General features: G+C 65.8%; 21 protein-coding genes. 6 read left to right on the forward strand and 15 right to left on the reverse strand.

What is annotated here, in order from left to right:
• Positions 1 to 25: 25 nt before the first annotated feature.
• The 4 genes from DN387_RS04350 to araD1 are packed head-to-tail and all read right to left on the reverse strand — an operon-like array spanning position 26 to position 5609.
• Positions 26 to 1612 carry an aldehyde dehydrogenase (NADP(+)) gene (locus DN387_RS04350; RefSeq protein ID WP_054914594.1) on the reverse strand — a complete coding sequence of 529 codons (1587 nt, stop codon included), beginning with the start codon at positions 1610 to 1612 and terminating at the stop codon, positions 26 to 28.
• A 31-nt stretch (positions 1613 to 1643) separates the two neighbouring features.
• Positions 1644 to 3200: a UxaA family hydrolase gene (locus DN387_RS04355; RefSeq protein ID WP_054914593.1), complete on the reverse strand. Its 1557-nt coding sequence runs from the start codon at positions 3198 to 3200 to the stop codon at positions 1644 to 1646.
• 30 nt (positions 3201 to 3230) lie between these two features.
• Positions 3231 to 4553 carry an MFS transporter gene (locus DN387_RS04360; protein WP_054914592.1) on the reverse strand — a complete coding sequence of 441 codons (1323 nt, stop codon included), beginning with the start codon at positions 4551 to 4553 and terminating at the stop codon, positions 3231 to 3233.
• Positions 4554 to 4610: 57 nt separating this feature from the next.
• The gene (gene araD1, locus DN387_RS04365) at positions 4611 to 5609 is read right to left on the reverse strand and encodes an AraD1 family protein (protein WP_054914591.1); all 999 of its coding nucleotides are present in this window, start codon (positions 5607 to 5609) and stop codon (positions 4611 to 4613) included.
• A 112-nt stretch (positions 5610 to 5721) separates the two neighbouring features.
• Between araD1 and DN387_RS04370 the strand changes: the two genes are divergently transcribed.
• Positions 5722 to 6639 carry a LysR family transcriptional regulator gene (locus DN387_RS04370; RefSeq protein WP_054914590.1) on the forward strand — a complete coding sequence of 306 codons (918 nt, stop codon included), beginning with the start codon at positions 5722 to 5724 and terminating at the stop codon, positions 6637 to 6639.
• Positions 6640 to 6719: 80 nt separating this feature from the next.
• On the opposite strand, the gene DN387_RS04375 is transcribed toward DN387_RS04370, so the two are convergent.
• From DN387_RS04375 to DN387_RS26030, 5 genes are all read right to left on the reverse strand, one after another.
• Positions 6720 to 7535, reverse strand: a complete 816-nt coding sequence (locus tag DN387_RS04375) for a gamma-glutamyl-gamma-aminobutyrate hydrolase family protein (protein ID WP_043861344.1) — start codon at positions 7533 to 7535, stop codon at positions 6720 to 6722.
• A 306-nt stretch (positions 7536 to 7841) separates the two neighbouring features.
• Positions 7842 to 8303, reverse strand: a complete 462-nt coding sequence (locus DN387_RS04380; RefSeq protein WP_054914589.1) for a hypothetical protein — start codon at positions 8301 to 8303, stop codon at positions 7842 to 7844.
• 30 nt (positions 8304 to 8333) lie between these two features.
• A complete protein-coding gene (locus DN387_RS04385; RefSeq protein WP_052504252.1) occupies positions 8334 to 8972 on the reverse strand; it encodes a glycine zipper domain-containing protein in 639 nt (212 codons plus the stop codon).
• A gap of 37 nt (positions 8973 to 9009) precedes the next feature.
• Positions 9010 to 10650: a hypothetical protein gene (locus tag DN387_RS04390; RefSeq protein ID WP_054914588.1), complete on the reverse strand. Its 1641-nt coding sequence runs from the start codon at positions 10648 to 10650 to the stop codon at positions 9010 to 9012.
• 2 nt (positions 10651 to 10652) lie between these two features.
• The gene (locus DN387_RS26030) at positions 10653 to 11444 is read right to left on the reverse strand and encodes a hypothetical protein (protein ID WP_156326193.1); all 792 of its coding nucleotides are present in this window, start codon (positions 11442 to 11444) and stop codon (positions 10653 to 10655) included.
• 197 nt (positions 11445 to 11641) lie between these two features.
• Here DN387_RS26030 and DN387_RS04400 point away from each other — a divergent pair, with 197 nt between their 5' ends.
• Positions 11642 to 13372: a zinc finger-like domain-containing protein gene (locus DN387_RS04400; protein ID WP_054914586.1), complete on the forward strand. Its 1731-nt coding sequence runs from the start codon at positions 11642 to 11644 to the stop codon at positions 13370 to 13372.
• Between the two features lie 158 nt (positions 13373 to 13530).
• Positions 13531 to 13824 carry a hypothetical protein gene (locus DN387_RS04405; RefSeq protein WP_054914585.1) on the forward strand — a complete coding sequence of 98 codons (294 nt, stop codon included), beginning with the start codon at positions 13531 to 13533 and terminating at the stop codon, positions 13822 to 13824.
• Positions 13825 to 13923: 99 nt separating this feature from the next.
• On the opposite strand, the gene DN387_RS04410 is transcribed toward DN387_RS04405, so the two are convergent.
• The 6 genes from DN387_RS04410 to DN387_RS04435 all read right to left on the reverse strand — a co-directional run bounded on the left by DN387_RS04410 (position 13924) and on the right by DN387_RS04435 (position 19195).
• Positions 13924 to 14712, reverse strand: coding sequence for an amino acid ABC transporter ATP-binding protein (locus DN387_RS04410; protein ID WP_043861496.1), 789 nt, complete (start codon positions 14710 to 14712; stop codon positions 13924 to 13926).
• A gap of 19 nt (positions 14713 to 14731) precedes the next feature.
• Positions 14732 to 15976: an FAD-binding oxidoreductase gene (locus tag DN387_RS04415; protein WP_054914584.1), complete on the reverse strand. Its 1245-nt coding sequence runs from the start codon at positions 15974 to 15976 to the stop codon at positions 14732 to 14734.
• A 25-nt stretch (positions 15977 to 16001) separates the two neighbouring features.
• Positions 16002 to 16712 carry an ABC transporter permease gene (locus DN387_RS04420; RefSeq protein WP_043861426.1) on the reverse strand — a complete coding sequence of 237 codons (711 nt, stop codon included), beginning with the start codon at positions 16710 to 16712 and terminating at the stop codon, positions 16002 to 16004.
• On the reverse strand, positions 16709 to 17428 hold the full coding sequence (locus tag DN387_RS04425; protein WP_043861427.1) for an ABC transporter permease: 720 nt from the start codon (positions 17426 to 17428) through the stop codon (positions 16709 to 16711). The genes DN387_RS04420 and DN387_RS04425 overlap by 4 nt, the downstream gene beginning before the upstream one ends.
• Before the next feature lie 109 nt (positions 17429 to 17537).
• Positions 17538 to 18296, reverse strand: coding sequence for an ABC transporter substrate-binding protein (locus DN387_RS04430; RefSeq protein WP_054914583.1), 759 nt, complete (start codon positions 18294 to 18296; stop codon positions 17538 to 17540).
• 29 nt (positions 18297 to 18325) lie between these two features.
• Positions 18326 to 19195 carry a MurR/RpiR family transcriptional regulator gene (locus DN387_RS04435; protein WP_043861429.1) on the reverse strand — a complete coding sequence of 290 codons (870 nt, stop codon included), beginning with the start codon at positions 19193 to 19195 and terminating at the stop codon, positions 18326 to 18328.
• A 148-nt stretch (positions 19196 to 19343) separates the two neighbouring features.
• Here DN387_RS04435 and DN387_RS04440 point away from each other — a divergent pair, with 148 nt between their 5' ends.
• From DN387_RS04440 to DN387_RS04450, 3 genes are all read left to right on the forward strand, one after another.
• A complete protein-coding gene (locus DN387_RS04440) occupies positions 19344 to 20360 on the forward strand; it encodes an Ldh family oxidoreductase (protein ID WP_054914582.1) in 1017 nt (338 codons plus the stop codon).
• Positions 20361 to 20497: 137 nt separating this feature from the next.
• On the forward strand, positions 20498 to 21700 hold the full coding sequence (locus DN387_RS04445) for an amino acid aminotransferase (protein ID WP_043861431.1): 1203 nt from the start codon (positions 20498 to 20500) through the stop codon (positions 21698 to 21700).
• A gap of 228 nt (positions 21701 to 21928) precedes the next feature.
• Entirely contained in the window at positions 21929 to 23206 is a 1278-nt protein-coding gene (locus DN387_RS04450) for a serine/threonine transporter (RefSeq protein ID WP_043861432.1), read from the forward strand.
• Positions 23207 to 23259 lie beyond the last annotated feature (53 nt).

Below are 23259 nucleotides of genomic sequence, written 5' to 3' on the forward strand. Positions count from 1 at the left end.
GGCCTTGCCGGCGAAGGCGCCCGCATCAGGCGCCGACAGCCTCGCGGCTCATGACGCCATCGACCAGCCGCTGGATTCCCAGCGGATTGGCATTCTGCAACGCTTCGGGCAGCAGTGCATCGGGGTAGTTCTGCAAGCACACCGGGCGCAGGAACCGATCGATCGCCAGTGAACCCACCGAGGTGCCCCGGGCATCGGACGTGGCCGGGTACGGTCCGCCATGCACCATCGCATCGCACACCTCGACCCCCGTCGGATAGCCATTGAGCAGAACCCGCCCGACCTTTTCCACCAGCAACTCACCCAGCCAGCGGTATTCGAGCAACTCGGCCTGCTCGCCGATCAGGGTGGCGGTCAGTTGTCCGCGCAGCCCTTGCAATGCCAGCGCCAGCTGCGCATCGTCCTCTACCTCGATAACGATGGTGGCTGGGCCGAACACTTCTTCCTGAAGCAAATCATCACCTTGCAGCAACAAGTTCACATCGGCCTTGAATAGCTGGGGTTGCGCCTGGCGCCCGTTCTGCGCGGCCCCTGCCAGGTGCGTGAGGCCAGGATGGCGGTGCAGGTGCTCCAGCCCCTTGGCATAACTGGCCAGTGCCCCGGCATTGAGCATGGTCTGTGCAGGCTGTTCGGCCATCTGTGCGACGAAGGCGTGCACAAAGGCACTGAACGCCGGCGAGCGCACGCCGATGATCAGGCCGGGGTTGGTGCAGAACTGCCCGCAGCCCAGGGTCACCGAACCGGTCAGCTCGCGGGCGATGGCCGCCCCACGCACCTGCAGCGCCTGTGGCAGCAGGATGACGGGGTTGATGCTCGACATCTCGGCGAACACCGGGATCGGCTGCGGGCGCTCCGCGGCCATTTTGCACAGGGCGTTGCCGCCCTTGAGCGAGCCGGTGAAGCCCACCGCCTGGATCGCCGGGTGGCGCACCAGCCATTCTCCCACGCCTGCACCATAGATCATGTTGAATACCCCCGCCGGCATGCCGGTGCGCTGCGCAGCGCGCAGGATCGCATCGGCCACCCATTCGGCGGTGGCCATGTGCCCGCTGTGAGCCTTGAACACCACCGGGCAGCCGGCGGCCAACGCCGAGGCGGTATCGCCGCCGGCCGTGGAGAAGGCCAGCGGAAAGTTGCTGGCGCCGAACACCGCCACCGGCCCCAGGCCGATGCGGTACTGGCGCAGGTCCGGGCGCGGCAGTGGCTGGCGCTCTGGCAGCGCGCGGTCGATGCGTGCCCCGTGGAAGTCGCCACGGCGCAGCACGTTGGCGAACAGGCGCAGCTGCCCGCTGGTGCGCCCGCGTTCGCCCTGGATGCGTGCAGCGGGCAGGGCGGTTTCGCGGCATACCGTGGCGATGAAGTCATCGCCCAGTCCGTCCAGCTCGTCGGCGATGGCATCAAGAAATTCGGCGCGCCGCGTCGCAGGCAGCGTACGGAACTGCGGGTAGGCGCTGGCGGCAGCCTTGGCGGCGGCGTCCACTTCTTCGGCAGTGGCCTGGATGAAGGTGCACGCCAGCGCTTGGCCGGTGCTCGCATCCAGGCTCTGCAGTACGGTGGTGCCGGCAGCGCTGCGCTGGCCGGCAATGTAGTTGTGGCCGAGAACAGAGGTCATTGCGGGGTCCTTGTCGGTTGAGGGCAGGGGCTCAGGTGATGGCGCCGATCTGCCAGGGCACGAATTCGTTCTGGCCGTAGCCATGTTGTTCGCTCTTGCTGCGCTCGCCCGAGGCAATGCGCAGCATCAGGCGGTAGATGTGTTCGCCGCGTTCCTCGATGGTGGTGCTGGCGTCGGCGATGCCGCCGCAGTTCACGTCCATGTCGTCTTCCTGGGTTTCCCACAGGCGGGTGTTGGTGGCCAGCTTGATCGAGGGCGACGGTGCGCAGCCGTAGGCCGAACCGCGCCCGGTGGTGAAGGCGATCAGGTTGGCGCCGCCGGCGACCTGGCCGGTGGCCGAGATCGGGTCGTAGCCGGGGGTGTCCATGAACACCAGGCCGTGGGCACGCACCGGTTCGGCGTATTCGTAGACGTCCATCAGGTCGCTGGAGCCGGCCTTGGCCACGGCGCCCAGGGATTTTTCGAGAATGGTGGTGAGGCCGCCGGCCTTGTTGCCGGCCGAGGGGTTGTTGTTCAGTTCGGCGCCCATGCGCTCGCAGTAGGCTTCCCACCAGTGGATGCGCGCGATCAGCTTTTCGCCCACTTCGCGGCTGACCGCACGGCGCGTGAGCAGGTGCTCGGCGCCGTAGATTTCCGGGGTTTCGGACAGTATCGCGGTGCCACCGGCCGCTACCAGGCGATCCACCGCATTGCCCAGTGCCGGGTTGGCGGTGATGCCCGAATAGCCGTCGGAGCCGCCACATTGCAGGCCGACGGTCAAGTGCCTGACGCTGACCGGCTCGCGACGCACCTGATCGGCTTCGGCCAGCAGCGACTTGACCTGGGCGATGCCGCTGGCAATGGTGCGCGTGGTGCCGCCGGTGCCCTGGATGGTGAAGGTGCGCAGGGTGTGGCTGCTGTTCAGGCCCTGGGCAGCCAGCAGGTCGGGGATCTGGTTGGTCTCGCAGCCCAGGCCGATCATCAGCACCGAGGCGAAGTTGGCATGCACCGCGTACCCGCCCAGGGTGCGCTGCAGCATCGCCAGTGCCTCGCCGCCAGGGTCGACCGCGCAGCCCACGCCATGGGTCAGGGCCACCACGCCATCCACGTTGGGGTAGGGCGCGAGCGCCTCGGGGTGGATGTCGCGGCGAAAATGGTCGGCGATGGCGCGTGCCACGGTGGCCGAGCAGTTCACCGAGGTGAGGATGCCGATGTAGTTGCGCGTGGCCACCCGGCCGTCGGCGCGCACGATGCCCATGAAGGTATCGTCGGTGCTGGCCGGTGTGCCCCTGGCGTCCACGCCGAAGGCGTAGTCGCGGGCAAAGTCGCCCATGGCCAGGTTGTGCACGTGCACATGCTCGCCGGCGGCGATGGGCTGGCTGGCAAAGCCGATGATCTGCCCGTAGCGGCGCAGCGGCTGGCCGGGGGCGATGGCGCGCACCGCCACCTTGTGCCCGGCCGGGATGGCCTGCAGCACCTCGATGTGCTCGGCCTGCAGGTGCAGGCCCTTGGGCAGGGGCTGGCGGGCGATCAGCACGTCGTCAAGCGGGTTGAGGCGGATCACGGCGTTGGCGGCGCTGTCGCTGCCTGTTGTTGTAATGAGTTGCATCTCAGTCATCTCCAGAGGCGTGGGCCGGGCTTACGCCAGGCCGCGCTCGCGATAGTCGATCAGGCCGGAGAACAGCATCAGGCCGAAGGCCATGACCACGAAGAAGATCAGGGCCAGGAAGTAGGAGCCGGTGAACTGCACGATCAGGCCGATCAGGATCGGCACCAGTACGCCGACCATGTTGCCGCAGAAGTTCATGCTGCCGCCCAGGATGCCGGCCTTGGACTTGCCGCCCAGGATCGCTGGCAGGCACCAGTACATGCCGCACCAGCGGATGAAGAACAGCGCGACGCACAGCAGGGCGATGACCCGCGCGGCATCCGGGGTGTAGGCCACCAGCAGGATGCACAGGGCAGCCACGGCGGCGGAGCCTGCGAACATGCTGCGCATCACGGTGTTGGGCTGGCCGCCGCTGGCTTTCCACTTGTCGGCGATCCAGCCGCCGATCAGCTCGCCGACGAAGCCGCACATGAAGATCAGGAAGGTGGCGCCGCCCATGGCCTTGATGTCCAGGTTGTGGGCCTGGTGCAGGTAGCTCGGCATCCAGGTCAGCAGGCCGTAGAACACGCTGTTGTAGCAGGCATAGCCGGCGAACATGGCCAGTACCGAGCGGCTCTTGAGCAGCTCCTTGAGGATCGCCTTGCGCCCGTTGCCGTCGCTGGCCACCGCGTTGGCCTGGTTGATGTAGTCCAGCTCGGCGGCGTTGACCTTGGGGTGCTCGCAAGGGTGGTTGCGGATGTACCACCAGGCCCAGATGCCGACCACGATGGTGCCCACCCCGGCGATCACGAAGGCGATGCGCCAGGAGTCGAACCAGGTGATCAGGCCGGCGATGATGATCGCACCGAATGCGGTGCCCAGCGGCGCGCCGCCGTCCACCAGGGTGGCGCCACGCCCACGCTCGTTGGGGGTCAGCCAGGCGCCGTTGAGCTTGGCCCCGGCCGGCATGATCGGCGATTCGGCCACACCCAGGCCGACGCGGGTGATCAGCAGGGTGATCCAGTTGTGCGCGCCGCCGGCCAGTGCCTGGAAGGCGCCCCAGCCGATGGTGGCGGCGCCGATGATGTTGCGCACCTGGAAACGGTCCAGCAGCATGCCGCTGGGGATCTGCATCAGTGCGTACGACCAGAAGAACGCGCTGAGAATCAGGCCCTCCATGGCCGGGGTCAGTTCGAATTCCGCCGAGATCAGCGGCAGCGCCACCGACAGCGAGGCGCGGTCGATGTAGTTGATCGCGGCCAGCAACAGCAGGATCAGGAAGATGCGCCAGCGCACGGTGGTGGGCCGCTGGGCATCGGTGGCAGCCAGGGCAGGTGCCGGGGCTGCCTGCAAGGAGGTGTCTTTCATGCTCATCTCACTCTTATGGTTGTTATGAAATGCCGCGGCGGCGCGCGGGGCGCCGCCTGCGGTTCAGAGCGCTTTCACCTCGCCGGGTGAGATGGCCGAAGGCGTCACGCTGATGCCATTGCGCAGCGGGGCGCCGAACTCGGGCAGGCTGATTTCGAACACGTCGCCGGGCGCGGCCTTGACCTGGTCGGCGAACGACAGGGTCGCGGTGCCGAAGAAGTGCACGTGCACATCGCCCGGACGCAGGAACTGGGTGTACTTGAAGTGGTGGTACTCCAGGTTCTCCAGCGAATGGCACATGTTGTCCTCGCCGCTGAGGAATTCCTTTTCCCACAGCAGGTTATCACCGCGGTGGATACGGCTGACGCCGCCCAGGTGAGCGGGCAGCTCGCCGACCCGCAACTCGGGGCCGTAGGAGCAGTTGCGCAGCTTGGAGTGGGCCAGGTACAGGTAGTTGCGCCGCTCCATCACATGGTCGGAGAACTCGTTGCCGATGGCGAAGCCTACCCGGTAGGGCTGACCGTCATCGCCGATCACGTACAGGCCGGCCAGCTCGGGCTCTTCGCCGCTGTCTTCGGCAAAGGCGGGGCTCTGGAACGGCTGGCCGGGGCGTACCACGATCGAGCCGTCGCCCTTGTAGAACCATTCCGGCTGCACACCGGCGGTGCCGGAGGGCGGGCGGCCGCCTTCGATGCCCCACTGGAAGATGCGGGCGGTGTCGGTCAGGGCGGTGCTGTCGTCGATTTTCTGCTGGTGCATCTTGTCGCGGGTCGAGGCGCTGCCCAGGTGGGTCAGGCCGGTGCCGCTGATCAGGCAGTGGGCGGGGTCGTCGTGGTCCAGCGGCGGCAGCACCCGGCAGTCGGCCAGGGCCTGGGCGTAACTGTGGGCGGTGGCGTCCAGGCCGCGGGCGAGCACTTCGTCGCACAGGCTGCGGGCGTTGCGAATCGCGGCCAGGGCCAGTTCACGCATGGTGCGGGTATTGCGTACCACCTGGATCAGGTCGCCTTCGATGACGCCGACGTGACGCGCGGCTGCAGGGGTTTCGAATTGGATCAGACGCATGCTGACTCCTGATTGTTCTTGTGGGGAGGGCTGTTGTCCGACACTTTAAATTTGCGTGGCTTTGCTGCCTAATGACAGCTGTTGACCGAGGGATAACCAAAAGTAATCACCTATGCTGCCACCCCTGACTACCATGGCTTCGCGCCTGCGCATGCGCCAGTTGCGCCTGCTGATCAGCCTCGACGAGCTGGGCTCGATCCACAAGGCCGCCCAGGCCCTGTCGATTACCCAGCCGGGCGCGACCAAGGCCCTCAATGAAATCGAATCGACCCTGGGCGCGGTACTGTTCGAGCGCACCAGCAAGGGGCTGGAGGCCAATGACCTGGGGCGCTGCGTGGTGCGTTATGCGCGCCTGATCAATACCGACCTGGCGCACCTGCGCGAAGAGATGATCGGTATTCTGCAGGGCCACGGCGGGCGGCTGTCGGTGGGGTCGATCATGGGGGCGGTACCGATGCTGGTGGAGGGCCTGGCGCGTCTGCGCGAGAGCCAGCCGGACCTGTCGGTATCGATCGTCGAGGACACCAGCGACCGCCTGCTCAGCTTGCTCGATCAGGGCCGTCTGGATGTGGTGATCTGCCGAACCAGCGTGAGCCCGCGACCGGGCGCCTATGTGAGCCGGGCCAGGCATCAGGAGCAGTTGGTGGTGGTGGCCAATCTGCAGCACCCGCTGGTGGGGTGTGCCGAGTTGAGGCTCGAGGCGTTGGCCGATTCACGCTGGGTGGTGTTCCCGGTGAACATGCCGATGCGCTTGACGCTGGAGCGTGAATTTCGTGAGGCGGGTTTGAGCTTTCCGCTGTATCCCATTGAAACTTCATCAACTTTTACCACGCTCACGTTGCTGTTGCAGGACCGTGGGCTGGTGGCGGTGATGCCGTGGGACTCGGCCAGGATCGCGCTCGAGCATGGGATGCTGGCGCAACTGCCGCTGGTGTTGAACTCGCGCAGCGAGCCCTATGAGGTGGTCACGCGCAAGGGGGTGGAACTGCCGGTGCCGGCGCAGTTGCTGATCGAGGCGCTGGGGGTGTGAGGTGACAGGCCGGGCCCTTCGCCGGCAAGGCCGGCTCCTGCGGCAGGAGCCGGCCTTACCGGCGAAACGGTTGGCGCGAATCAGGCCGTAGAGCCGACCTTCTTCGCCGCCTGACCCTTGGCTGCCTGCTGGCGGCAGGCCTGGCCGAAGGCTTCGAACATCTTCACCGAGTCCGGGTTCTGCGCGGCCTGCCATTCCGGGTGCCATTGCACCGCGAACAGGAACGGCGACAGGCTTGGTGCATGGATCGCTTCCACCAGCCCGTCTTCGGCACGTGCCAGTGGCTCGAGGCCTTCACCCAGTGTCTTCAGGCCCTGGCCATGCAGCGAGTTGACGCGGATTTCATCGCTCTGCAGCAGTTCGCGCAGCCAACTGCCGGCTTCCAGGCGCACGCTGTGAACCTGGCTGTACTGCACATCAACCGGATCGTCGGGGTTCTCCCGGTGATCGTTGAAGCCTGGCTCGGCATAGACCTTCTGGTAGATGTCGCCGCCCAGTGCCACGTTGATTTCCTGCATGCCGCGGCAAATACCGAAGATCGGCAGGCCACGGGCGATGGCCAGTTGCACCAGCGGCAGGTCGAACAGGTCGCGGTCGCGGTCCTGGGCCTTGCCCGGGGTTTCGTTCTCCTGGCCATACAGCGCCGGGTCGATGTTGCTGCCGGCACCGGTCAGGTACACGCCGTCGGCCATGTCCAGGTACTGCTCGAGGTCTTCGGTACCGCAGCAGGTCGGAACCAGAACCGGCACGCATCCGGCATGGTCGACCAGGGGTTGGATGTATTTGTGGGTCATTACCTGGTAGGCATGGCCCTTGCGTTCCTGGGCACCCATGGTCATGAGTACGACAGGCTTGCGCAGGGTCTGATTCTTATTGCCAATGTTGCTGTTGGGCATATGTCACCTTGGGACAGGCTCGGCCTGTCATTGTTGTGCAGGCGCATCGGGAACCGCTGACGCTACCTGAGGTTTCGAGCACTGCCGAGAGCGCCTGGAAGGACGACTCCCGGTCGAAACCTGTGACATAGCTTGCCAGAGCCGTTAAATATGTCAAACGGCTTTACCCTGTGGCAGGCTAATTTCCTTATGTTGTTTCTAGGAATACAACCCAATACCTTGTTTTATAAGGATTAATGTCAATTGTTAGCGTGCTTGGTAGTTCATTATATTTAACGTACGACTTTCGGCGTAGGCAACCAGGCCTCAGCTGGCCGGCTGGCCCTTGCGCCAGCGCCGCATGCCGGTGGTGATTGCGTACAGCAGCCAGACAGCCCAGCCGACCAGCACGAACCAGCCGAACACGAAGGGTATGCCGATGACGCCCACCCCCAGCAGCAACAGGCCGATCCAGAACATGCGGATCTGGAAGGTGTAGTGGCTGCGGTCCAGGTCATTTGCGCCAGCGCGGCTCTGGTAGGCGTAGACCAGCCCGGCAGGCGCGGTGACCACCACCAGCAGGCTGATGAGGTACAGCACGTAGACCAGCATCGGGCCGTTGTCGCTGCTGCGGGTGTAGGTGCTCTGGTTCTGCTGCGCCTGGCGGTGGCGCGGCTTGTAGTAGGCCGTGTGGTCGGTGCTGTCGGGCTGCTGCGGTTGGCTTTGCGGCTTGCTCTGCGGCTTTGCGCGGCCATCCGGGTCGGGGCGTTGAATCTTGAAATCCTGCATGCTTGCTGTTCTCCACTGGAGTTGGAAGGCTTAAGCCTGGGCGTCGTGCATGACCTGAATCGCCGACTGGGTGCCGCGGGTCTGCTCGCGGTACTGGTAGGTGACCTTGTCGGTGGCGACCTTGCCGTTGTAGCCGCTCTTGATGGTTCTGACGATGTAGTTGAAGTCGCCCTTGCTGCGGGTGGTGACCACCACATTGGCCTTGCTGCGGGCACCGGACACGTAGCTGCCGACACGGCCCAGGGGCTCCTTGAGGCGCTTGTCGCGCTTGTTGACCAGGGCCTGGGGTACGTTCACCTGCATGGAGTCGACGGCATCGATGCTGGCGGCGCCCACCGCATTGCGCTCGTCGGCCGGCACCGCGACCTGGCGGGTACTGACCTGCACGGCGGCTACGTCGGCAGACTGGCGCTCGATGTCGGCCTGCACCTGCCGGGCCTGCTGCAGGTCTTTCTGGCGGCCGATGTAGTAGCCACTGGGGGCGCCCAGCGCGGCACCAATGGCGCAGCCCACACCGGGCTTGCCGCCGGTGCCGACCGCAATGATCGCGCCGCCCAGGCAGCCGGCAGCACCGCCCAGTGCGGTGCTGCCCATCTGCGAGTTCTGGCAGCCGCCGAGCAGCACGCCGCCAGCCAGTAGTACAAGGGTAAGGGTGGTCGAGCGGGTCAAGGTGGGGCTCCTTTCAGGCCGTGGCGGGGCGCTGTCATCAGTCGTTGTCGTGGTAGCCGTAGCTCAGGCCTTGCAGCAGGTGCAGGCGAATCGCTTCGTTGAGCGGGTAGAACAGCGGCTGCACCTGGGCGGTCCACTGCGCACCGTGGGCGATCACCCAGCCCATGGCGCCCAGGGTGCTGGCGCCTCGCTGCTTGAGGGTGAGAAACAGCGGCTGTTCGGTGACCTTGTTGCTGAACGGCATCGGCAGCGCCAGCACCACCACCGCGTACACCGCCAGCGCACCCCAGTAGGCGCGGCGCGGCACCGGGCGCACGGCGCGCAGGGCGAACAGGGTGCACTTGAACAGGTGGGTGAAGGCCCCCAGCAACGAGAACAGCAGGGCGATCATCGGCACGATCAGGGCGCGGTAGCTGTCTCGGCCGATGTCGGCCTTGTCGTTGCGCTCGCCATAGCGGGCCGGCTCGACCAGGCGTTCTTCGAGCAGTTGCTGGGCATCCAGGCGCAGGGTCGGGCGGTAGATCGCCTGTTCATAGGCGTCGAGCGACCAGTCGGGCTTGAGTGACAGGCTGTCGGGCAGGTACAGCGCGCTACGCCAGCGCTGCTGGATCGCCGGGTCGGCGAAGAACCCCTGGCGCGACAGGCCGGGTTTGATCCAGTCGCCCTGGATATGCTTGAACAGCTCGGTGCCGTAGGCGCCGCTGGCATGGCCCTGCACGCGCTTGGCCACGGCCAGGTTGAAGCCGGCGCGGTCGCCGGGTTGCCAGTTGTCACTCACCTGAATGCCCTTGTCATCCAGCATGCGGCGCACCTGCGGCCAGTGCCGGCGCGGCACGTTGCCTGGGGTCAGGCGGCGATTGCGCTGCTTGAGGGTCTGCACGTAATCGTCCCAGGCCTGCTGCTGATGCCGGGCGATGGCGGCCGGGCTGGTGGCGTCCAGGTAGCGCTGGCTGCCCTGGCGGTAGTTGCCGTACAGCTCGTCCAGCTCGGCCAGGGCCTCGCGGTAACGCTGGTAGTTGTCGGCCAGCGGGCCGCGGCGGGTTTCGGCGAACAGTTCGAAGAAGGCCAGGCCCTGCTGGCGCACCCGCTCTTCGAGGCGATCGACCGACTGCAGCAGGATCGGCAGGGTGGCCAGCAGGGTCTTGCCCTCGGGGCGCTTGTAGTCGTCGGTGCCCAGCTCCAGCCCCTTCAGGCCGAACTCGCGATGCACCAACAGGTAGCTGATGGGCACGCCCAGCACGGCGCGGGCACGCTCCTGCGGGGTGGAGGTGGCGACCAGGTGGTTGATCAGGGCCAATTGCGCATAAAACACCACCAGCAGGCAGCTGCCCACCGTCAGCGCAGACCAGGCCAGCGTGCGGCCCAGGCTCCAGTACTGGCTGCAGGCCTTTTTCAGTACCCAGCCCAGGCCCAGCAGGGCCACGGCGGTGCCGGCGATCAGGCGTCCGTAGACTTCGATCGACTCGACCTGGGCGGGGCTGGCCAGCCCGCCCACCACATCCAGCAGGCGTGCGTTGAAGCCCATCTCGACGAGCAGGTAACACAGCGTCAGCCCCAGCATCAGGCGGGCCACGAAGCGTTGCTGCTGGCGGGGCGTTGACGCACGTGCCACGACAGGCCGGCGCAGCCACCCGCGCCATGGCCGGCCCGTCAGGTCGGGCGACAGGCGGCTGTTCACGGCTAGTGTTCCAGCTCGGAGGTCAGGTCGAGCGTCACCCGGCGCTGGGCCGGCGCCGCGGTTTTGGCGCGGTCTACCACTTCAGTGGCGACCTGGGGCGTGACCTGCGGCGCGGCCGATGGCGCTGCTGCCGGGGCAGGCTTTGGCGGTTTGGCTTCGACCCTGGCCACCGCGGGCGCGGGCCTGGGTTGCGGCGGGGGCGTCGGGGCCACGGCGTGCTGGACGGGTGCAGGGCGTGGCGCTGCGGCCCTGGCAGGGGCTGGCGTCGCCTTGGCCAGGCCCTTGAGCAGGTTCGGCAGGTCGACCCGCAGCGGGCCGCGGAACTGCCGGTCGAGCGACGAGTAGGTCCAGGCCGCCGACTGCGTGCCATTGAGCTGCATCGCCACCAGGCTTTTGCCGTCTTCGGCGCGCTGCAAGGCCAGCATGTCGGAACAGCCGCCCAGGCGGTAAGGCCCCCACGCCGAGCTGCCGGACAACACCACCAGCGCGCTTTGCGAGTCGCATTGCGGCGTGCGGTAGCTGAGCACCACGGCGGTTTCGCCCTGCAGGTCGTAGGTGCCCTCCACATTGGTTTCGCGCCACTGCGCTGGCAGCTGCAATTGCAGCTTGCGCTGGGGCAGCGTGAGGTAGGCGTGCCCCAGGGGGGTTTCCATGTGGTTGATCGGGCCGGCAGCCGAGGGGTGGGTGCCGATCAACTGGTCGGCCAGCGCGCCGGATGCCTGGAAGGCGAGCCCGGCCATTAGCCAGCAGGCCAGGGCGAGTGCGCTGAAACGTGAGGGGGTGTGGTGTTTCAAAGAGTGCTTCCCTGTACTGATGGCGCGCGTGACCCGCTGCGCGGGATGGTAGCACAGGGCTACATATTGGGCAGTTTCCTACAAGAATTGCTGACAACCGAAACGTGACGCGTAGCGCACGCCAGGGGCGGCGTGGCATTCTGTGGCGTTACGCCAGCAGGCGAAAACAGGACGCGCGCATTGAGACGGAGTAGACGATGACCCAGGCATTCACCCGCACCGTGGAGCAAGCACTGCGCAGCCGCCTGCAGGGGTGCGGCTATGACACCTCCGATCTCGAGCTGACCGTGCAGCAGGTCGAGGACAAGGGGCGCGCGGTGAGCGTGAGCCGGCGCTGGAGCCTGGTGACCGAAGTGCGCCGCGAGTCGGCTTCGGTGGGGCTGCGGATCAATTCGGTGAGCGAACACCAGCTCGAGCAGTCGATGGCCGAGCAGCGTCAAGTGCTGCTGGGCAGGGGCGCGGCGCATTACAAGAACCGTGTGCTCAAGGGGCTGGGCAGCAATCCCGCGCATTTTCTGCGCAGCCAGCAGGTGAAGCTGTTTGCCCTGGACCCGCTCTACACCAGCCATACCTGCGGCACCTGCAGCGGTTACGGCAAGCAGCGCTGCACCGCGTGCAACGGCAGTTGCAAGCTAAGATGCAGCAGTTGCAGCGGCAAGGGCCGCACGCAGTGCTGGGGCTGTGGCGGCTCCGGCCGCACCGGCAGTGGCAGTTGTGCCTACTGCATGGGCGCAGGCGGCGACAACTGCCCCAGTTGTGTGGGCGGCTCTGTGGCGTGCGGCTGCATGGGGGGGCAGGTGACCTGCGGCGGCTGTTTGGGCGACAAGTTCATCTGCACCCGCTACACCCTGGAGGTGTCGGCCAAGGCGGTCGGCAATTCGGTGCACCTGAAGTCCAACGATACCTGGCTCAAGCCTTACGTCGACGAGTGGGGGGATGAGCCCGAAACCATCGAGCGGGCTGCCGAAGGGTTCGCCGCGCCCTATTACCCGGACAACACACCCGAGAAGGGCGACCTGGTACTGAGCGTGGACGGCACCTGCTATTACAGCCAGGCCCAGGTGCGTGCCGGACGGCGCAGCATCCGTTGCAACATGCTTGGCCGCTACCGGCATGTGGTGTTCGATGACGGGCTGGCCGCCAGCTACTTCGACAGGGTGATCGAGCAGTTGGAAAACCCGGCAGACATCGAACAGGTGGCCCTGGCCAGCGAGCGTGCGGTGGCCCGGCGCATGATCGAGGAGTCTGGACACGTGAATTACGTCAGCCAGCTGTCGGACGTGAAAAACGGCACGGTCAGCCCCGAGCAGGCCAATCGCTTCTTCGCGTTGCGCAAGAACGCCTCGGACCAGCAGACGGCCCTGCGCAGCAAATTGGAGCCCAGGCTGGTGCTGCGCCGCGCGCTGGGTTACTTCTGGCGGCTGAGCCTGCTGATGCTGGTGCTGTTCTTTTTCAGCGCGGGCAAGCTTCTGGAGGTGAAGTTCGGCGGGCCGCAGGTGCTGTTCAGGGCCGATGGCCCGGCCACGGTGTGGGCCATGTTCAAGCATTACCTGGTGCTGCCGTTCACCAGCCCGATCAACGGGGTGATGCTGGTGGGCGTGGGGCTGCTGTGCACCTGGCTGTTCAAGGACATGCTGTGGCACCGCATGAACCGCTTCATGGGCAAGGGCCCGGGCAATCGGCTGCTGGCCGCCGTGGTGCTGGCCTTCTGCCTGATGCCGCTGCTGGCGTTGTTCCCGGACACGCCGATCGCCCTGCTGCGGGACGGGCCACGCCTGCAGCACATGCTGCCCAATGCGCTGGTCGGCATGCTGGGGGCCTTGCCCACGCTGGTGCCGCTGTCGCTGCTGCTGGCCCTGGTGTTCAACCGCGCGCTCAACGCGCCGGCCATCGATGCGCGGCTGCGGCGCATGAACTTCGACGTGTGAGGGGGCAAGGGCAGGGCGTGTACCTGTCCTATACTTCGCGTATCCGCAACAGCTGGCTGTCGTTGATCGGATCGAGACGTCTCGATGCCGCCGGTAGTGCCTGTAGTCGTAGTCGCAGCTGAGCCGTCACTCAATCAGCGCTGCGCAGGGGTATAGCCATGGACATCGTGAGTCTGGTCATTCAGGTCATCAGTGGTGTGGTAGGCGGCAATGCCGCCGGCATGAGCAAGCAGAGCATGGGGCCGTTGCTCAATTCGATCTTCGGCGGGGTGGGCGGGGTGATCGTGGGCCAGATACTGGCCGCGATCACCGGTGAGCCAGGGGCCGCCATGGGGGCTGGCGGGTCGCTGGACATGGCGGCGATCATCAGCAGCATTGTCGGCGGTGGTGCCGGCGGCGCGGTGCTGACGTTCGTGGCCGGGTTCATCAAGTCGAAGATGCAGGCGCGCTAGGCGTAGTACGTGGTGGGCCTTTCGCGGGGCAAACCCGCTCCCACAAGGCCGGCGTGAGCCCCTGTGGGAGCGGGCGTGACCCGCGAAAGGGCAGCGGCTTCAGTGCAGAATCTGCGCCAGGAAGCCCTTGGCCCGATCACTCTGCGGGTTGTTGAAGAACGCCTCGGGCGGGGCATCCTCGATGATCTGCCCGCCGTCCAGAAACAGCACGCGCTCGGCCACCTGTCGCGCAAAGCCCATTTCGTGGGTCACGCACAGCATGGTCATGCCGGTGTCGGCAAGCTTGACCAGCACATCCAGCACTTCGGCGACCATCTCCGGGTCCAGTGCCGAGGTCGGCTCGTCGAACAGCATGATCTTTGGCTTCATGCACAGCGCCCGGGCGATTGCCACGCGCTGCTGCTGCCCGCCCGACAGCTGGCTGGGGTACTTGCCCGCCTGGCTCTCGATGCCCACCTTGTTCAGGTAGAACCGTGCCCGCTCCTCGGCCTCCTTGCGCGACAGGCCGCGCACGCTCATCGGCGCCAGGGTGCAGTTGTCGAGCACGCTCATGTGCGGGAACAGGTTGAAGTGCTGGAACACCATGCCGATCTCGCTGCGCACCTCGGCGGCCTGGCGCGTGGTCAGCGCCAGGTCGGTGTCGTTGACCAGCAGGGTGCCTTTTTCGGCGATCTCCAGGCGGTTGATGCAGCGGATCAGCGTCGACTTGCCCGAGCCGGACGGCCCGCACAGCACAATGCGCTCACCTTCACGCACCTTGAGGTCGACGTCGCGCAGTACGTGAAAGTCGCCATAGAACTTGTTCAGCCCGTCGATGCTCACCACGACCTTGCGCGGGTCGGGGTGCGTGTCGGGGCGTGCAGCGGCAAGGCTCAGTGGTGCGGTCATGTTGTTGTTCTCCGCGATCTCAGTGTTCGAAGCGGTCGGCGCCATAGGGCGTCGGGTCGGTAAAGGTGTTTTCGCCGGTGATCATTTCTGCCAGCAGGCGCCCGCATACCGGGCCCAGTGTGAGGCCGTGGTGGGCGTGGCCGAAGTTGAACCACAGGCCCTTGTGCCGCGGCGCCGGGCCGATCACCGGGCGCATGTCCGGCAGGCAGGGGCGTCGGCCCAGCCACGGCGCGTCCTGGGTGCGCTCGCCCAGCGGGAACAGCTGGCGGGCGATGGCTTCGCAGCGCTGCAACTGGACCTCGTTGGCCGCATCGTCGCTGGCGGCGAACTCGATGCCGGTGGTCAGGCGAATACCCTGGGCCATCGGTGCCAGCACGAAGCCGCCCTGCACGTCGCACAGTGAATGCTTGAGTGCAGCACCGGCCTTGGCATGAAAATGTACGTGATAGCCGCGCTTGACCTCCAACGGGATATCGTAGCCCAGCGGGCGGAACAGCTCGCCGGCCTGCGGGCCCAGCGCGATCACCGCCTCCGGTGCAGTGACCGGGCCCTGGCGGGTGTCGACCTGCCATTCGCTGGCCACCTGGCGCAGGGTGCGCGCATCGCCCTGGATGAACTGCCCGCCGCGCTTGACGAACAGCGCCGCGTAACCGCGGGTGAGGCCGCCGGGGTTGCTCACGGTCTTGGGGTCGAGCCAGTGGATGCCGCCCACGGCGTTGGCGCTCAGGTCCGGTTCGCGATCGTGCAACTGCTGCTTGTCGAGAATCTCGAACTGCAGGCCGTAGGGCTTGAGCGCCTGGGCATCGGCCACGGCCTGGGCCAGGGCAGGCTGGGTGCGGTACACCTCGATCCAGCCCTTGGCCTGCACCATGGCGCCCAGTTCTGCGGCCTCGATCAGTGCGTCGTGTTCCTCGACGCAGCGCTGCACCAGCGGCAGCATGGCGCGGGTGGCCTCGGCCAGGGGCGCCGGGGCAGAGTTCTTCCAGTACTGCAGCAACCAGGGCGCGGCCTTGGGCAGGTAGCTGAAGCTGTAGCGCACGTCGGGCTGGCGGTTGAGGCCGTAGCGCAGCAGCTTGGACAGCTCGCGCGGGAAGGCATAGGGGATCACGCTGGAGCGCTCGATCAGGCCGGCATTGCCGTGGCTGGTGCCGCTGCCCGGTTCGTCACGGTCGATCAGGATCACCTTGCGCCCGCGTGCTTGCAGGTGCAGGGCCGTGGAAACACCGACGATACCGGCGCCCAGAACGATGGTTTGGCAATGCATGAAAAAAATCCTCTACGGCTACGGTTCAGCGCAGGTGGCGGCCCAGTCGGGCTTCTATGTGTTTGAGGCTGCGGCGCACGATCTCCACGATCAGCAGGTAGAGCACCGCGGCCCACAGGTAGATCTGGAAGTCGAAACTGCGCGAGAAGGCCAGCTTGGTCACGCCCATCAGGTCGTAGATGGTCACCAGCGAGGCGATTGCACTGGCCTTGATCATCAGAATCAGCTCGTTGCCCAGCGGGCCGATGGCCACGATCAGCGACTGCGGCAGGATCACCTTGAAGAAGGTGGTCGAGCGCTTCAGGCTCAGTGCCCTGGCCGCCTCGTATTGCCCTGGGGCCACGGCCATCAGGCTGCCGCGAAAGATCTCGGCCTGGTAGGCGGCGGTGTTCAGGGTGAAGGCCAGCAGGGTGCAGTACCAGGCTTCGCGGAAGAACCACCACATGCCGACGTCCTGCCAGAAGCTCTTGAGCGAGCCCAGCCCGTAGTACAGCAGAAACAGCTGCGCCAGCAGCGGCGAGCCCCGGAAGAAGTAGATGTAGCCGGCGCTCAGGCGTTGCAGCAGCACGTTGTTCGACAGCCGCGCCAGCGCCAGCAGCAGGCCCAGCAGGGCGCCCAGGGTGAAGGAGATGGCCACCAGTTTGCCGGTGACCAGCAGCCCGTCGATAAAGCGCGGGCCGTAGCGTTCGAGCAGGTCGGGGTCGACGAAGAACGCCAGCAGGGCATCGAGATTCATGTGCGTGCACTCCGCAGGTGACGGCTGGTGTGGCGTTCGATATAGGCGAAGACCCGGCCCGACAGCGCCGAGAACAGCAGGTAGCCCAGGCAGGCGACGGTGTAGAAGAACATCGGCTCCTTGGTCACGCTGACGGCCAGGTTGGTCTGGCGCATCAGGTCGACCAGCGAGATGGTCGACACCAGCGAGGTGTCCTTGAGCAGCGACAGCCAGTTGTTCGACAGGCCCGGCAGGGCGATGCGCACCAGCTGCGGGAACACCACCTTGCGGAAGGTGGTGGTTTTGCTCAGGCCCAGCGCGGCCGAGGCCTCGTACTGGCCCTTGGGAATGGTCTTGAACGCGCCCAGCCAGATTTCACTGGAAAACGCGGCGAACACCAGGCTGAAGGCGATCATGGCGGCGAGGAAGGTATTGATCATCACCTCGCCCTCGTAGCCCATGGCGGTGAGGATCTTCTGCGCGGCGATCTGGCAGCCGTAATAGATGATCAGTAGCGTGAGCAGTTCGGGCAGGCCGCGAAATACCGTGGAGAACACGGTGGCCCAGGCGCGCGGAAAGCGTTTTTTCGAGCGGGCGGCCAGCGCCACGCCCAGGCCCAGCGGCAGGCCGATGGGCAGGCAGGCCAGGGCCAGGGAAATGGTCACCAGGGCGCCGGCCAGCAGGGCCTGGCCCCAGCCGCCGCTGGCGAAGGATAACAGGGACAGTTGTTCGATCATGCGCGAACCCTCGGCAAGACAACAGGGCCTCTTCGCCGGCAAGCCGGCTCCCACAGGGTCGCGGTTGACGCAAAACCCTGTGGGAGCTGGCTTGCCAGCGAATGCGGTCTTACTGGTAGATATCGAAGTCGAAGTATTTGCTGGAGATCTTCTGGTAAGTCCCGTTGGCGACGATCTCGTCCAGGGCCTTGTTCAGGCGCTCGCGCAGCGCCTCGTCTTCCTTGCGCACGGCGATCGAGGCATCGGCGGTGGTGCCCTTGACGTCACCCAGGATCTTGCAGCAGTCCTTGCCTGCCTTGCCCAGCCATTCGAGCAGCGGGAACTTGTCGGCAATCACCCCGTCCAGGCGCCCGGCGGCGAGGTCCGCGTTGGCTTCGTCCAGGGTCGGGTACAGCTTGACGTCGGCACCGGCCTTGCCATACACGTCTTCGGCGTAGATCGCCTGGGTGGAGGAGGACTGCGCGCCCACCGTGTAGCCCTTGAAGTCGGTCTGCGCGTCGGTGATCTCGCTGTCCTTGGGCACTGCGACCGACAGCGGCGTCTTGTAGTAGTGGTTGGTGAAGGCGATTTTCTTGCGGCGCTCTTCGGTGTTGATCATCGAGGCCACCACGGCGTCGTACTTCTTGGCCATCAGCGCCGGGATGATGCCTTCCCAGTCCTGGGCCACCACGGTGCACTCGACTTTCATCTGTTCGCACAGGGCCTTGGCGATGTCCACGTCAAAGCCGTGCAGCTGGTTCTTGGAGTCGACGTAGTTGAACGGCGGGTAGGCGCCTTCGGTGGCGATCTTCAGGGTTTCGGCCTGGGCCGAGGTGATGCCGGCGAACAGCAGCGCGCATGCGCCTGCAAAGCGGAGGACGGGTTTCATGAAACACCTCGTGGTTGATTGCACTCTTGCTATTGTTTGCTCGTTGACGTGTAGCCAACGAATTCGTTGTGTAGAGCGGCAGTTGCTTCCAAGCGTTTTTCAACATCCGGCCCGAGTTTCTTGCAGACCTCGTTGACCATCAGGTGTACCCACGACAGCATCGTCGCGGTGGACTCCCAGAACAGATTGAATTCGGTGGGGATGCGAAACACCTCGTCGGCGTTGGCATCGGCCCAGTCACAGAAGGTGTCGGTAACCAGTGTTACCGGGATGCCCGCTTCGCGTGCCTTGCGACACAGCACCAGGGCGTGGCGCGAGTAGCGGCGCGCCTCGAACACCACCAGCGCGCAGTCGTGCGAGGCGCTGAGCAGCACTTCGCCGAAGTGCCCGGCGCTGCCGTCCACCACCTGCACGCCATCGCGCAGGTATTGCAGCAGGTGGCTCATGCACTGGGCGATACCGCGCTCGGTCTGGAACCCGGCAATGAATACCCGGCGCCGTTCGGCCAGGCGCCGGGCCACGGTGTGCCAGGCCTCGGTGCGGCTGTACTCGTAGACCCGCACCAGGGCGGCGACTTCCAGCTCGAGGCTGCGCGCGCGGTCGATGTCGTCCTTGCCCTGTTGTTGGCGAAATTCTTGCAACCGATCACCGACCAGCCATGGGCCATCGCCCAGGTCGTCCTTGAGATCGTGCTTGAGGGCCTTGAGGTGCTCGTAGCCGAGCGAGCGGCAGAAACGCCCGACACTCGATTCGCTGACGCCGATTTTTGCCGCCAGGCTGGCCGAGGTCTCGAAGGGCAGGTCGGTGAAATGGGCGAGCATGTACGTGGCGATCTTGCGACCCGAGGCCGCCGCATGTTGCAGGCTGTTTTCCAGGCGTTGCTTGATCGGTTGGCTCACGGACGATTCTCGACGGCGGTTGCGCTGGGAATAGAAAATGAATGTTTTCTGTCATCAAGTCAACATTTGACAGTTTGCTGTCAATCGGAGGAAAGTCCGCTATCGCTCACTGCTGTCGCCCATACCAATTCCAACAAGGGAGCTTCAGATGTCCGCAGCTGTTCACCACTTGCCCCAGGCCGATCTCGAGCGCCTGTTGCAGCAGATTTTCGTGCGCCACGGCACCAGCGAATCGGTTGCCCGTACGCTGGCCGCCAACTGCGCCAGCGCCCAGCGCGACGGCGCCCATAGCCACGGGGTATTCCGGATTCCCGCCTATGTGTCGACCCTGGCCAGTGGCTGGGTCAACGGCACGGCGGTGCCCCAGGTGCAGGACGTGGCCAGCGGCTACGTACGGGTCGATGCCGGGGGCGGTTTTGCCCAGCCGGCGCTCGAGGCGGCGCGGGCGCTGCTGGTGGAAAAGGCCCGCAGTGCCGGCATTGCGGTGCTGGCGATACACAACTCGCATCACTTCGCGGCCCTGTGGCCGGATGTCGAGCCCTTTGCCGAAGAAGGCCTGGTGGCCCTGAGCGTGGTCAACAGCATGACCTGCGTGGTGCCGCATGGCGCGCGCAAGCCACTGTTCGGTACCAACCCCATCGCGTTCGCCGCACCCTGTGCCGGGCATGCGCCGATCGTGTTCGACATGGCCACCAGCGCCATCGCCCATGGTGACGTGCAGATTGCCGCGCGCAAGGGCGAGCGGTTGCCCGAAGGCATGGGCGTGGACCGCGACGGGCAGCCGACCTGCGATCCGCAGGCGATTCTCGACGGCGGTGCCTTGCTGCCCTTTGGCGGACACAAGGGCTCGGCGCTGTCGATGATGGTCGAGTTGCTGGCCGCGGCGCTGACCGGCGGCAACTTCTCGTTCGAGTTCGACTGGTCGCAGCACCCGGGCGCCAAGACCCCGTGGACCGGGCAACTGGTGATCGTGATCGACCCGACCAAGGCCGAAGGCAGCCGTTTTGCCGAGCGCAGCCGTGAACTGGTGGAACAGATGCAGGCGGTAGGCCTGACCCGCATGCCCGGCGAGCGGCGCTTGCGTGAGCGCGAGGCGTCGGCGCGGGACGGGGTGAGCGTAACGGCGCAGGAGTTCGAGCAGTTGCAGGTGTTGGCCAAGGGGTGACCCGCGGCCTTTTCGCCGGCGGATGCATGCGCAGCTGCACTGATCAGTTGCATCCAGGGTCATGTCACAAATCGGCGGCTACAGGTATCCTCGGCAGCGTCTTTCACGATTTGCCCAGACCCAAGGAGCTGCACGCTGTGTTCAAACATGTCGATGCCTATGCCGGCGATCCGATTCTCTCCCTGATGGAGACCTTCAAGGCCGATCCGCGTGCCAACAAGGTCAACCTGAGCATCGGCCTGTATTACGACGCCGCCGGTGTGGTGCCACAGCTGGCGGCAGTGGGCGAGGCGGAAAAACGCCTGGCCGACCAGCCCCACGAAGCCTCGCTGTACCTGCCGATGGAAGGCCTGGGCAGCTACCGCCAGGCGATCCAGGCGCTGCTGTTCGGCGCCGATCACCCAGCCGTGGGTGGCGCACGTGTGGCCACCGTGCAGACCGTGGGCGGCTCGGGTGCGCTGAAGGTCGGTGCCGACTTCCTCAAGCGCTATTTCGCCGACTCGCAGGTATGGGTCAGCGACCCGACCTGGGACAACCACCGCGCGATCTTCGAAGGCGCCGGGTTCAAGGTCAACACCTACCCGTACTTCGACCCGGCCACCCGTGGCCTGGACTTCGACGGCATGCTCGCCACCCTGCAGACCCTGCCAGCCAACAGCATCGTGCTGCTGCACCCGTGCTGCCACAACCCGACCGGGGTCGACCTGAACCAGGCGCAATGGCAGCAGGTGATCGAGGTGGTCAAGGCGCGCGAGCTGATTCCGTTCCTCGACATCGCCTACCAGGGCTTCGGTGAAGGCCTGGACGCCGACGCCTACGCCATTCGCGAGTTTGCCCGCGCTGGCGTGCCGTGCCTGGTCAGCAACTCGTTCTCCAAGATCTTCTCGCTGTATGGCGAGCGGGTTGGCGGCCTGTCGGTGGTCTGTGACGACAGCGCCACCGCGCAGAGCGTGCTGGGCCAGCTTAAGGCGACCGTGCGCCGCAACTACTCCAGCCCGCCCAACTTCGGTGCGCAACTGGTTGCGACGGTGCTTGGCGATGCCGGCCTGAATGCCCAGTGGCAGGCTGAAGTGGAGGGGATGCGCCTGCGTATCCTGGACATGCGCCAGGCGCTGGTGGATGCACTGGCGGTGCTGCTGCCGGGTCAGAACTTCGACTTCTTCCTGAGCCAGCGCGGCATGTTCAGCTACACCGGCTTCAGCGTGGAGCAGGTGCGCCGGCTGCGTGACGAGTTCGGCGTGTACCTGATCGACAGCGGCCGGGTGTGCATGTCGGGCGTGCGCCCGGACAACCTGCAGCAGGTGGCCGAAGCGTTCGCGGCGGTGCACAAGACCGCATAACGGCCAGTTGCGGCTCAAGCCCGCTCCCACACGTACAGTGATGGCCTTGTGGGGGCGGGCTTGACCGGCGCTGCGCTGCCGGCAGGTGCAACCACTCCTCGGCAAGGGCTTTGCAAGTGCAACCAAAGCGCGCACAATCGCGCCCCTCTTTTACAGCTGGGGTGCGCCGATGCGTCTGTTTGGCCACTCCCAGCGATGTTGCAGTCTTGCGAGCGGAGTTGCACCCGGATGAATGAGCAGGCCCCGAGCGTTGATCAACGCTTCGAATCGACCCCCGCCGCCCTAGGTAGCTGGGCCCGGCAGGACACCACCTGGATGCTGGGCCTGTTCGGTACCGCCATCGGTGCCGGCACGCTGTTCCTGCCAATCAACGCCGGCCTCGGCGGCTTCTGGCCGCTGCTGATCCTCGCGCTGCTGGCCTTCCCGATGACCTACTACGCACACCGTGGCCTGACCCGCTTCGTGCTCTCGGGGCGTGACGGTGCCGACATCACCGAAGTGGTGGAGGAGCATTTCGGCCTCAGCGCCGGCGCCTGCATCACCTTGCTGTACTTCCTGGCCATCTTCCCCATCCTGCTGATCTACAGCGTGGCCCTGACCAACACGGTCAGCAGCTTCATGGAGCATCAACTGCACATGGCGCCGCCGCCGCGGGTGCTGCTGTCGTTCGTGCTGATCCTGGGCCTGCTGGTCATCGTGCGCTGCGGCGAGCAGGCCACCGTCAAGGTCATGAGCCTGCTGGTGTACCCCTTCATCGTGGCCCTGGCATTGCTGGCGGTGTTCCTGATACCGCACTGGAACGGCGGCATCCTCACGACCGCCACCGAGCTGCCATCGGGGTCGGCATTCGTGCACACCCTGTGGCTGGCGATTCCGGTGATGGTGTTCTCGTTCAACCACTCGCCGATCATTTCGGCCTTTGCCGTGGACCAGAAACGCCGCTACGGCGAGCACGCCGACGAGCGCAGCGGGCAGATCCTGCGGCGCGCGCACCTGTTGATGGTGGCGATGGTGATGTTCTTCGTGTTCAGCTGCGTGCTCACCCTGAACCCGGCGCAACTGGCCGAGGCCAAGGCGCAGAACCTGTCGATCCTGTCGTACCTGGCCAACCACTTCAGCAACCCGACCATCGAGTTCGCCGCACCGCTGATTGCCTTCATCGCCATCGCCAAGTCGTTCCTGGGCCACTACATCGGTGCCAGCGAAGGCCTCAAGGGCCTGGTGCTCAAGACGGGCAAGCGGCCGGGTGCCAAGGCCCTGGACCGGTTCACCGCAGCCTTCATGCTGGTGATCTGCTGGGTGGTGGCCACGCTCAACCCCAGCATCCTGAGCATGATCGAGTCGTTCGGCGGCCCGGTGATCGCGGCGATCCTGTTCCTGATGCCGATGTACGCCATCCGCCGCGTGCCGGCGATGCGCAAGTACAGTGGCGCGCTGTCCAACGTGTTCGTGGTCGTGGTGGGCCTGGTGGCCATCAGCGCCATCGTCTACTCGCTGGTCGGCTGAGGCCGGGGGCGGGCAGGGGTGCACACCCTTGCTCGCTCTTTGTCCACAAAAAC

Origin of the sequence: Pseudomonas sp. FBF18 (assembly GCF_024261405.1) — a bacterium.
GTDB classification, from domain to species: domain Bacteria; phylum Pseudomonadota; class Gammaproteobacteria; order Pseudomonadales; family Pseudomonadaceae; genus Aquipseudomonas; species Aquipseudomonas palmensis.